The sequence below is a fragment of the Ligilactobacillus agilis DSM 20509 genome (assembly GCF_001436215.1).
GTDB classification, from domain to species: Bacteria; Bacillota; Bacilli; order Lactobacillales; family Lactobacillaceae; genus Ligilactobacillus; species Ligilactobacillus agilis.
Genome location: NZ_AYYP01000047.1, coordinates 42,846 through 53,341, shown reverse-complemented (window position 1 = coordinate 53,341; position 10,496 = coordinate 42,846). Strand labels below are relative to the sequence as shown.

The 10,496-nt window shown below is 34.2% G+C and carries 9 protein-coding genes and 1 pseudogene; all 10 read right to left on the bottom strand.

Features of this window, described 5'->3' with window-relative positions:
* Positions 1-626: pseudogene (locus FC14_RS10905) on the bottom strand (FAD-dependent oxidoreductase); the annotation flags it as partial.
* A 26-nt stretch (positions 627-652) separates the two neighbouring features.
* Positions 653-1,699, bottom strand: coding sequence for a glycosyltransferase family 2 protein (locus tag FC14_RS06055; RefSeq protein ID WP_056976906.1), 1,047 nt, complete (start codon positions 1,697-1,699; stop codon positions 653-655).
* Between the two features lie 12 nt (positions 1,700-1,711).
* Entirely contained in the window at positions 1,712-3,061 is a 1,350-nt protein-coding gene (locus FC14_RS06050; protein ID WP_056976905.1) for an O-antigen polymerase, read from the bottom strand.
* Positions 3,062-3,088: 27 nt separating this feature from the next.
* On the bottom strand, positions 3,089-4,012 hold the full coding sequence (locus tag FC14_RS06045) for a glycosyltransferase (protein WP_056976904.1): 924 nt from the start codon (positions 4,010-4,012) through the stop codon (positions 3,089-3,091).
* Between the two features lie 7 nt (positions 4,013-4,019).
* Positions 4,020-5,963 (bottom strand): hypothetical protein, encoded by a 1,944-nt coding sequence (locus FC14_RS06040; RefSeq protein ID WP_056976903.1) that lies wholly within the window; start codon positions 5,961-5,963, stop codon positions 4,020-4,022.
* A gap of 57 nt (positions 5,964-6,020) precedes the next feature.
* The gene (locus tag FC14_RS06035; protein WP_056976902.1) at positions 6,021-7,088 is read right to left on the bottom strand and encodes a glycosyltransferase; all 1,068 of its coding nucleotides are present in this window, start codon (positions 7,086-7,088) and stop codon (positions 6,021-6,023) included.
* A gap of 28 nt (positions 7,089-7,116) precedes the next feature.
* Positions 7,117-7,767, bottom strand: coding sequence for a sugar transferase (locus tag FC14_RS06030; protein WP_056976901.1), 651 nt, complete (start codon positions 7,765-7,767; stop codon positions 7,117-7,119).
* Positions 7,768-7,853: 86 nt separating this feature from the next.
* Positions 7,854-8,624, bottom strand: coding sequence for a tyrosine-protein phosphatase (locus FC14_RS06025; protein ID WP_056976900.1), 771 nt, complete (start codon positions 8,622-8,624; stop codon positions 7,854-7,856).
* Positions 8,625-8,630: 6 nt separating this feature from the next.
* On the bottom strand, positions 8,631-9,368 hold the full coding sequence (locus tag FC14_RS06020; protein WP_056976899.1) for a CpsD/CapB family tyrosine-protein kinase: 738 nt from the start codon (positions 9,366-9,368) through the stop codon (positions 8,631-8,633).
* 12 nt (positions 9,369-9,380) lie between these two features.
* A complete protein-coding gene (locus tag FC14_RS06015; protein WP_056976898.1) occupies positions 9,381-10,142 on the bottom strand; it encodes a YveK family protein in 762 nt (253 codons plus the stop codon).
* Positions 10,143-10,496: the final 354 nt, after the last annotated feature.

Below are 10,496 nucleotides of genomic sequence, written 5' to 3'. Positions count from 1 at the left end.
ACCGAAATATTCTCATGGGCTAACATTTTTTCTACAATTTGGGTATAACCACCAACCGGAATTCCTTGGAAATCATCATTAAAGTAGTTATTGTCGTAAGTGAACCGCACTGGTAAGCGCCGGATGATAAAGGCTGGTAAATCAGTTGCTTTGTGTCCCCATTGCTTTTCGGTATAACCCTTGATTAACTTTTCATAAATATCCGTTCCAATCAAGGAAATCGCTTGTTCTTCTAAGTTTTCTGGGCGCTTGTCGCCTAGGATTGAGCGTTGTTCTTCAATCTTAGCTTGGGCTTCAGCTGGTGTTACCACACCCCAAAGCTTATTGAAGGTATTCATGTTAAATGGTAGATTGTAGATTTCACCATTGTAGTTAGCTACGGGTGAGTTAGTGTAGCGGTTGAAATCTGCAAATTGGTTCACATAATCCCAAATTTTCTTGTTAGAAGTGTGGAAAATGTGGGCACCATATTGGTGAACTTGAATCCCATTAACTTCCTTCGTATAGATATTACCTGCGATGTGATCACGTTTTTCAATCACCTTAACTTCATGGCCACGTTTAGCGGCTTCATATGCAAAGGTCGCACCAAAGAGACCTGCACCTACTACTAAGTATTTAGACATTAATTCAACCTCCTATTATTAAAAAATTAGGCTTTTTCACACAATAGAATTAGTATATTATCCATTCTTAAAAGAATTAGCGCTAATACTATTTTTTGCTTCAAGATTCGCAATTTTGAAATATTAGAAAAATGTAAAACATCTTGCAAAGCAGCTTCAGTCAATAGTTGACGAAACTCCAGCTTTTTTTGTTTCTTATTATTGAGATTGTGAGGGTTGAATATCTCACTTTTCATTATTATTGTCAATAACCGAATACATTCATTTACATAACATAAAAAAAGATAACTATCTTTATATAAATTTATACTTTCCAATGCTTTTTTTCTTTCTTTAATAACATTTAAAAATACATCAGCAGTTCCTTTCTTATACGTATCGAAATATTCACTCATATGATCATATCGATAATTGTATAATGGTTCATCTATATATGTTATTTTTTCTGCATAATAGAAAGCATACATATTGAATATATTATCTTGCATTCTTCGTAAATTTTCTTTAAAATTTAAAGAATTTGCATCTAATAATTTTTTTCTATAAATTTTACCCCATGGAACTCCTATAGCTGTAATTGCAAAATTAGTATCTTGTGCATATTCAGGGTACATCAATTGGATAAATAGTTCTTTTTTTTGATTTATAGTGCTAAAATTTCTATCACCATTAAAGAAGTGTACCTCTTCCCGTGAAGAATTGGTAAAGGCATTGCAAGAAGAAGCAACAATATCAACTCTAGATGATGTGTGCTGAAGTAATTTTTCAATTATATTATTTTCTAGATAGTCATCTGGATCTACAAACATTATCCATTCACCGATAGCCATTTTCAATCCAGCATTTCTTGCAGTAGAAACCCCACCATTATCCTTCTCAATAACTTTGATTCTTGAATCTTGAGTCTCTAAGTATTTACACACACTTAAACTATTATCATTTGAACCATCATCAACTAAAATTATTTCAATTTCTTTATATGTTTGATTAATTATTGATAATACACATTTTTTTAAAAAAGTTTCCGCATTATACACAGGTACGATGATTGAAACTTTTATCCTCTTTTCCATTAACAGTTCTCCTTAGACTTTTACACGTATCCGCAACAAAAAATATTTTAATAAAATCCACGAAACTATACACCATAAGAATGACGTATTAAATATCATTTCGTAGAATTTATTTGAAAAGAAAGAGAATAGGATAATATAAGCTAAATAGGAATAAAATATTACATTTAAGTCTATATTTCCTTTTTTATCAGCTTTTAAGAAATTCTTATAAAAAATTTGACAAAAAACTGCCATAAATGCAGTATAGTAAACTACACCTACTAATCCTGAGTCGTACACAAAGGGATAAAAAATAGTCCCAACATTACCCAACGCATAATGCCCATAGTATCGAAATGGTATATCAAAACTATGTATCCAGGCCGGCTGATTAAACATGCTACCTAGACTATTAACTATCGAATATAATGTTAATGACTCCGTAAGAGGATGTCCAAAATCCCCCGAAACTATAAAAGTATCTAAATTTTTCAATTCTGCAGATAGATACACCGCAATATAATCATTATACTTTAAAAAATCCATTTGTCTTCCTAACAACTCACCAAGCTGTGTAAAACTAGCTATAATACATCCCAATATGACTATTACTTTTAAAATATCTTTAAATGGTATAACTTTTATACTCTTATTCTTATAAACCTTCAATGCCATATATTGTACTATAGCTGCAATAATAATTTGTATTCCGTCACCTCTCCCTCCTAATAAGAAACCATTGATTATCGCCAAGATTATACATACTATTTCTAGAGCTCTATTTTTTTTACTCTTATATACAATCCCATTTAGATACAAGTATGTGACAATGTAACCACTAGATAATGCTATCCTTCTTATTAATTTTATTATTCCAGGTAGAGGTATTGCATCATCACCACTAGCTGTCGAGCTCCTATACATAAACATTGCATCTGATAAATTCAATCCATAATTTTTTAATAAGAATAGAACAGTAAGTAATAATGAAATTAACTGCACTATTATTAGCACTATTACTTTCCAACCTTCTACTTTTGAATTTATATCTGACATACTATTTCTTTTGAATTTTGCTTTCTTTAAGTATATTGGATTAAAAAGTATATAATCATATATACTACTTGTTAAATACGAAAAGACTACAAAAATTAATAATCCTAATATAATAGCAACTATGGTCATATTTGATATATGCAAATTCCATTTATCTACATACCAAAATGCATAAATAACTCCTGGTATGAAACAACCAACAAACATAATTTGTGGCGATAGGAACTTCAGTATATTTCCATTTCTATTTGAAAATACGCACATAATAAGAAACAATGCTAACATCACTATTAACAAAATTATTAATTGCTTAATAAGTATCACTTCTTCCCAAAACTGACTAAGAAAATACTAACTATTAATTTTTTTCCCCGGTCCATATTCTTTATTTAAGCCCAGATTTCCCTGAAGCCCATCGTTTATTGCTATCCTACACATCTTTCTATGTGCTTTACTCCTATTTCTTGCAAACTTTGCAAGTATACTTACCCTCTTCAAATACATTTTTATTATTGCACCAACTAAAACTGGTTTAGAATAATGTGTTTTCACTAAATCAATCCAGTTTCTTGTGTCATAATAATCTTTCCAAGAAGATCTTCTGTCACTTTCAACATCATGATACATAATACTTGATGGTATACAGAAAATATCTCCTTCTTCATTTAATCTGATAGAATATTCTGAGTCATCAAAATAAATAAAATATTCTTCCTTAATATTTCCTATTTTCTTCGCAACTTCTTTATTTATACATGCACCAACAAAAGTTAATATGTCAACTTTGAAAAAACTATTTTTATACAATTTTTCTGGCAATCCTTTGAACTTTATACCAAAAATATCCTTCTTAATAATACATCTATGCATATATTCATGAATGCCATTATTATATATTGCAGTACATAGGGCTGCTATCCTTTTACCTAACAATGCCTTCTCAGTTTTTTCTAATTCATAAAACATATTTTTATCAGGCATAGCATCATCATCTGCTAAAAATATATAGTCGCAATCTAAGTCATAACACTGTTTCATTCCTAGCGCAAAACCACCTGCACCGCCAAGATTTTTCTTTGAATTGATAACAATCTTACTAACTCCATCTATATATATTTTTTTCCACTCGTCTAAGTAGTCTGCCGTCCCATCAGTACTAGCGTTATCTACAACAACAATATATTGTGGTAATTTAGTTTGACTAGCATATTTTTCAAGTGCTATTTTTAAACTATTCAGTCTATTAAATGTAACTAAAACTACTGCTATCTTCATTTACTAATCATCCTCTGTCAAATTTTCTAAGAAAATCTATGATATCTACGTATGGTAAAGAAATTTTAAATACACTTCTTAAAAATAATGATTTACTTCCATTATTTAAAAATTCTTCTACAAAACCTTTAGGATTAAAAATATAATAGAATAGTGAATGTTCTGCAACCATAGAATGTGTACCTACATTTAAAAATGAAAATCTCTTGAACATTTTAACTGTATACAATGAAGGTGGGTTTATAAACTTATTATATGCTACACCACAACATTCAGGAGTTAAATCTGTATTAAAATTATTCGTAAATGCTTTAAAATCACTTACAAATTTAAGTGCAGCACTTTGTAATTTTATTATCTCTTTAGCATTATCAAGCGATTGATCTGGCAATGCTTGTACACTATAGAAATTTTCCTCTCTTCTCTCATACTTTATTGTAGTTCCATCTGTTGAAAGAAAGAAAAGTTCAAATATATCTGGAGAACTCATTATATTATTTTTTATATCTAAATTTTTAGTATCATCAAATAAAAAAGCTTCAGACTTGCTTTTAATTGTATCTTTAATCTTATTTTTCTTTCCAATATAGAATCCTATAATACTAGTATTTGCAAAAATCCTCTGTAAATTATTTTGAATAGTGCCATTCCACCCAACGTCACATACACCAACACTACCATTAAATCCTAAATTACTTAAATATCCTCTAATGTATTCTTCTTGCTTCTTAGAATTATTATTAATAGCATACCTTGATGCTGTAAATAAATCGCCAATCTGTTCGTCAGTAAGTTCGTCTATATTGCTCTCAGCACTCAGTTCAACATTATTCAATATTGCTTTTCTGTCAATATCCTCTATATTGCAACTATCTAGCAAATCTTTAACTGTAAAATTCTTCCTAGTCTTATTAATCATGCGCAAGAGCTCGTTCATGCTCTCTGCCTTATATAATAATGGTGTAGAAGTAGCTTTTCTTGAAACTTTTATAAGTGTAGAGTCCACTGAGGAATCCGAAACTATTTCAAATGCCTCCTTTAAAAATGCACCCTCTCTTGCTAGGAAAAATAATTTTTTCACACCTAATTCTTCAGATTTACTTTGAAGCCATTTACTATATCCGTATAGTATAGGGCCAACAACCTCATAGCCTAATCTTTCATAATAATTGTAACTACGTGATTCGTTATTTTTTATAAAGGAATTTAAAATGTTATATTCGTACCTTTTCATCTCTCTTTCTTTTATTAAATAATTTCTACTGTAATAATCTGTATTCCATTCGTTTATTTTGATAAGGAAAGCATTAATTCCTTTTTTCTTTGGAGCCAAAAAATCGCCTATTTGGGCATCACCTATATGTAGCCATTCATTTACTTCTAACTGTTCTTTTTCCTTAACAATATCAAATAAGTTGCCCGTCGCTTTTCTCGCCTTATATTCGCATGAAATATACAAAGAATCCCAATTTGAGTACCCCGAAGCTATAAGTATTTTTTCAATAACATCTTTTCTTAAATACATATCGGAAATAATCAAAATTTTCTTCCCATTATTTTTGCACCAATTAAAGACCCTTTTTAGTTGTTTATTTTGCTGACACAACTGTAACTCTAAAGAAATTTCTTTTTCTTTTAGCCAAGCTTTCTCTTCATCGTCTAGTTCATTAATTGTATCATAAATGATATTTAAATCAGCACTATCTATATCAACCTTGGCTTCTGCATCTTCTCTCATTTTCGAAATAGGCTTCTCTTTTTTAAAAAAAGAAACATATTCTTGTTCTAGCAATAAAAATATGTCTCTGGAATCATTGACATTTCTTTTTACTAAGGTATCAAAAATATCAAATGAAACAACCTTATAATTTTCTTTTTTTATTTTACTAATTAAATCTTCCGAATTTACTGAAAAAAAACGTGTCACCATTTTTTTAGCCAATTTCTTCATAAATATAAAATCACTCCTTTGATACACAAAAATGCCATAACAGAGTTTTTTTATTTCCTATAAACTGTTATAGTACTTAATGTATTTTTCTTTCATTACATCTGTATTATAAGTAGTTAATACATCTCTATAAGCATTCTCCGGTAAGCTGGTTGGAAATTTCTTCATTGCGTTTCTAATCCTATCAGCATACTCTTCAGGAGTGTTACATACATAACCATTAACGCCATCATTAATGACACTTTTGTTTCCCATTACATTAGACACTAGGACTAATTTTTTTATATACATATTTTCGATAAGGCTCATAGCTATGGCTTCACCACGAGAACATAACACATATGCATCAGCTCCTTTAGCCATAGCTAGAGCTTCCTTACGATCTTTCCAACCTGTAATTTCAATATTTGGAGCAGTTAAAAGGTTTTCTTGTTCGCCTCCCCCAATCCATACGAATCGAGCTTCAGGAACCAGTTCAGCTATCCTATTGAATACTTTAGGTTGTTTTTGTCCCGTAACTCTACCTAAAGTAAAAACAGTAAATTTCTCATTTTCTACAGGTCTAATTCCGTCTAATGATTCTGATAAATCTTTTAGATTAACTCCAGTTTCAATATATGTATGATTCTTAGTTATTTTTGAAGTTACATCGTCTTCACTTTCACAACACGTAAGAATAGTCGCAGAAGAGTACTTACCTAAAAATTTTTCCATCATACCATAGACTTTAGTTTTTCTGCTTGGTTCCATTAAGATGTGTGCATATCCATGTGGCGTATATAAAACCGTATTATTTTTTCCTTTGAACGCAATACGACCGATGCCACCTGCAACTGACGAATGTAAATGAATTATATCTGGTTGAACTTCTTTTTCAATTTTTCTAAGTGCTTTTATAACCTTCATATCATTAGCAATATTAAGTAAATTGCCAGCGTTGAATCCATCAACTTCAATTAAGTGAATTCTTTTGTCTAAAAAATCACGGTAATTTTTTGGTGTTTGCGGTCTAACAGCATACGCAAGGTAAACATCAAAATTATCGACCATGTCATTACACAATTGTGAAACGTACGTGAACACTCCCCCACCAAACGCTTCACAAACCATTAAAATCTTTTTCATACTTTCCCTTTTCTCCTAAATTAACTTTTTAGTATGCCCCGTTTGGTACGAATAAAATCTTGACCGTCATCAAGATGATCTTTAAATCGAGCCAAACGCTGGCGTTTTGAATATATTCAAGGTCGAGTTTGACCATGCCAGCAAAGCCGACGTTGTTGCGTTCGGTGGCTTGCCACAAGCCGGTGCAACCGGGGGTGACGTAGAGCCGTTGCTTGTCGTAGTCGGTGTACTCGGCTACTTCGCGGGGAAGTGGTGGCCGTGGACCTACCAGGCTCATGTCACCTAGTAAAACGTTGATGAGCTGTGGTAGTTCGTCGAGGCTGTACTTGCGCAAGAACTTGCCGACCCGGCTGATGCGGGGGTCGTCTTTCATCTTGAACATCGGGCCATCGACTTGGTTTTTTTCCATTAACTTTTCGAGCAAGTCTTCGGCGTCGACCCGCATCGAGCGAAACTTATAAATCTTAAAGAGTTTGCCGTGGCGGCCAACCCGTGTCTGGCTAAAGAAGACGGGACCGCCATCATCGAGCTTGATGAGGAGTGCAATCACTAAAAAGATAATGGATAAAGGAATTAAGGCTAGTAGACTAGCACAAAAATCAAAGACGCGTTTTAAGGTTCGGTAAACGTAGCGTTGATTAATTTTGGTAGCATCTAAAATAATTTGCTTTGTCTCCATCTTTTTTAACACCCCCTAGTATTTTATCAATAACGTAAGTATTACGCATGTTGTCATTTGTACCTAAACTTTTCTACTTTTCTCACTTAAAAGAAAAAGAACCGTTTCTTCTTTTCAACTTTGGAGAAATCCCTGGCAATGACGCGTTGACCGTTTAAGAGCCGTTCGGCGTTAGTCTCAAAGCTTTGGGCCTTGTCTTGACCAAACTCATTAGCTAACTTGTCGAAGGCTTCGCTTAAAACAAAGCCCCGGCCCTTTAAGGCGTGGGCATCTGAAGCCAAAATTTGAACCAAGTTATGCTCCACTAGCTGCTTGGAGATTTCTTCGACGTGACTGCCAAAACCACCTAGGTAACTAGTTGAAGTCAACTGGGCCAAGGCGCCTGCTTCAATGAACTCGTAAAGCAAGCCTAAATGGTCTTGGATGACCTTGTTTCGCTCAGGGTGGACAATCACCGGCGTGGTTCCCTTCTTTTTAAGGTTGAAGATTAACTGCTTGGTGTAGCGGGGCACGTCGTTATGTGGCAACTCTAGCAGCATATAGCGCTTATCAGCATCAATCCCTAAAAGATCATCATAATGGTCGAGCAAGTCACCGTTGATATGAACTTCTTGGCCTGGGAAGACTTTTAATTTGATGCCTTCCTGGTCTAGTTTAGCCTGAAAGTCGCTGGCGAGTCGTTCAACATCGCGTGCGTGGTTAACGTAATCATTATCGAGATGATGGGGAGTCGCCAAGATATGGGTAACCCCATCCAATACTGCTTGGCGTGCCAAGTGCAAGGAAGTCTCGAGGTCCCTAGAGCCATCATCGATTCCTGGCAGGATATGGCAGTGTAAATCAACTAAGGTTTCCATTTAAACTCACTTCTTTTTCTTGGAATCTTTTGAATAACCGTAGTAGCCATAATAGCCACTACCCTTAACTTCAACGTCATTTAAGACGGTTCCGATAATGTGGCCCCCAACTTGTTTAATTAAGCGAACAGCTTCTTTAACGGCAGCTTTTTCAGTCTTGTTAGCCCGCACGACTAAGATGGTCCCGTCGACGTTAGTAGAAACAATTTGTGCATCGGTAACGGATAGAACTGGCGGTGCATCAAAGATAACTAAGTCTAATTGTTCAGACAGCTTCTTGATTAACTCGGCCATCCGCTTAGATCCAATCAATTCTGACGGGTTAGGTGGAATTGGGCCACTTGGCATGACGTACAAGTTCTTAACCGAGGTCTTGTAGATAATCTTATTGACATCAAAGCTCCGTTCTGATAGGTAATTAGACAATCCCTGCGGGTTATCAATCCCGAAAGTTGCGTTGATAGTTGGCCGCCGCAAGTCACTATCGACCAATAAGGTGTGTAAGCCTTGCTTAGCAAAGGCGGTGGCAATATTAGCAGACACTGTTGATTTACCTTCTGACATGTTAGAAGAAGTAATCATCAAGGTCTTGTAGTCCTTGTCAACGTTAGAGAATTTAATATTTGTTCTAATCGTGTTAAATTGTTCAGTGTCAACGGAAGTTGGGTCGGTGACGGTAATCATCTTAACCCCAGTTTCCATTGTGTTGGCATCTTGATTTTTATTTTTTCGAAATAACCCCATAATATCCTCCTACTAAACCCGCTTAGTCCGAGTAGCTTCTCGGTTTTCGTTTAAGACTTCAACGGCAGCAAAAGAGTCGTCGTCTTCGATATGAAAGACAGTCCCTAAACTAGTTAGGCCAACTTCGTCTGTCAAGAAGTTCATGTCCTTGACCGTCTTGTCAGTCAGTTCACGCACGATTGCGATGGCAACCCCAATTAAGGCTCCTAAGACAATTCCGACTAACGCTCCCAAGGTCTTCTTAGGAAAAACTGGGGTAGCGTTAGGCTTAGCGCTTGAGACAATTGTAACGTTATCGATTTTCATCATCTTAACGATTTTTTCCTTAAAGGTCTTGGCAACTGTATTAGCAACATCGGCGGCTGTATAAGCATCCTTGTCTGTTACCGTCACACTAATAATTTTAGAGTTAGTTTCGTTTGAAACGGATACGCTCTTTTGAAGGTCACCTAAAGATCCCTTGTAATTATCTCTAGCCCTAACTTCCTTTAAGACTGGGCTTAAAATCACAGAGCGCTTCAAGATATCCTCATAAGTTGTTACCGCCCCTAAATCGGCTTGTTGTGCAGCGTACTGAGTTTGAACATTGTCATTTTTTTGGTTGACTAAGATATCAGTGGTTGCACTATATTTTGGTTCGATAAAGATGAACAAAACAACTAATGAGATGATTAATCCGACTACTGCCCAAGCAATAATACTAAATAAATTTTTCTTTAAGGTGAGTAGAAGCCTCCCTAAATCAATAACTGTTTCTTCATTTTCTTTTACCATGGTTCTCTCCTAAATATGTATTTCTTACTGAACACAAAAGTTGCTAACAACAACTCTTGTCTATGTAAGATAAAATTAACCTAGCAAAAATTAATTATACCACCTTTTGCCCCGTAAACCTAGATAGGCGGAAACGTTTTCACGCATTTGTACTTGGTTAGACAAGACTTCCCTAGCTTATTGCAAGAACTATTGTTAGCTACTTATTATTACAAAATTAGAATAGCATAGATTTTTTATTAATAGCAATAGCTAATTATTGCATAAAACCAACTTGTATATCCAGATTTATTTTATCAATAAGAAAATTAATATCACCTCTCAAAAAATCCTTATAAATCAAAAAACATAATT

Bases quoted from the DNA above. Each gene is read 5' to 3' on its own strand.
- FC14_RS06055 (WP_056976906.1), bottom strand. From the start codon at position 1,699: ATGGAAAAGAGGATAAAAGTTTCAATCATCGTACCTGTGTATAATGCG.
- FC14_RS06045 (WP_056976904.1), bottom strand. From the start codon at position 4,012: ATGAAGATAGCAGTAGTTTTAGTTACATTTAATAGACTGAATAGTTTA.
- FC14_RS06040 (WP_056976903.1), bottom strand. From the start codon at position 5,963: ATGAAGAAATTGGCTAAAAAAATGGTGACACGTTTTTTTTCAGTAAAT.
- FC14_RS06035 (WP_056976902.1), bottom strand. From the start codon at position 7,088: ATGAAAAAGATTTTAATGGTTTGTGAAGCGTTTGGTGGGGGAGTGTTC.
- FC14_RS06030 (WP_056976901.1), bottom strand. From the start codon at position 7,767: ATGGAGACAAAGCAAATTATTTTAGATGCTACCAAAATTAATCAACGC.
- FC14_RS06025 (WP_056976900.1), bottom strand. From the start codon at position 8,624: ATGGAAACCTTAGTTGATTTACACTGCCATATCCTGCCAGGAATCGAT.
- FC14_RS06020 (WP_056976899.1), bottom strand. From the start codon at position 9,368: ATGGGGTTATTTCGAAAAAATAAAAATCAAGATGCCAACACAATGGAA.
- FC14_RS06015 (WP_056976898.1), bottom strand. From the start codon at position 10,142: ATGGTAAAAGAAAATGAAGAAACAGTTATTGATTTAGGGAGGCTTCTA.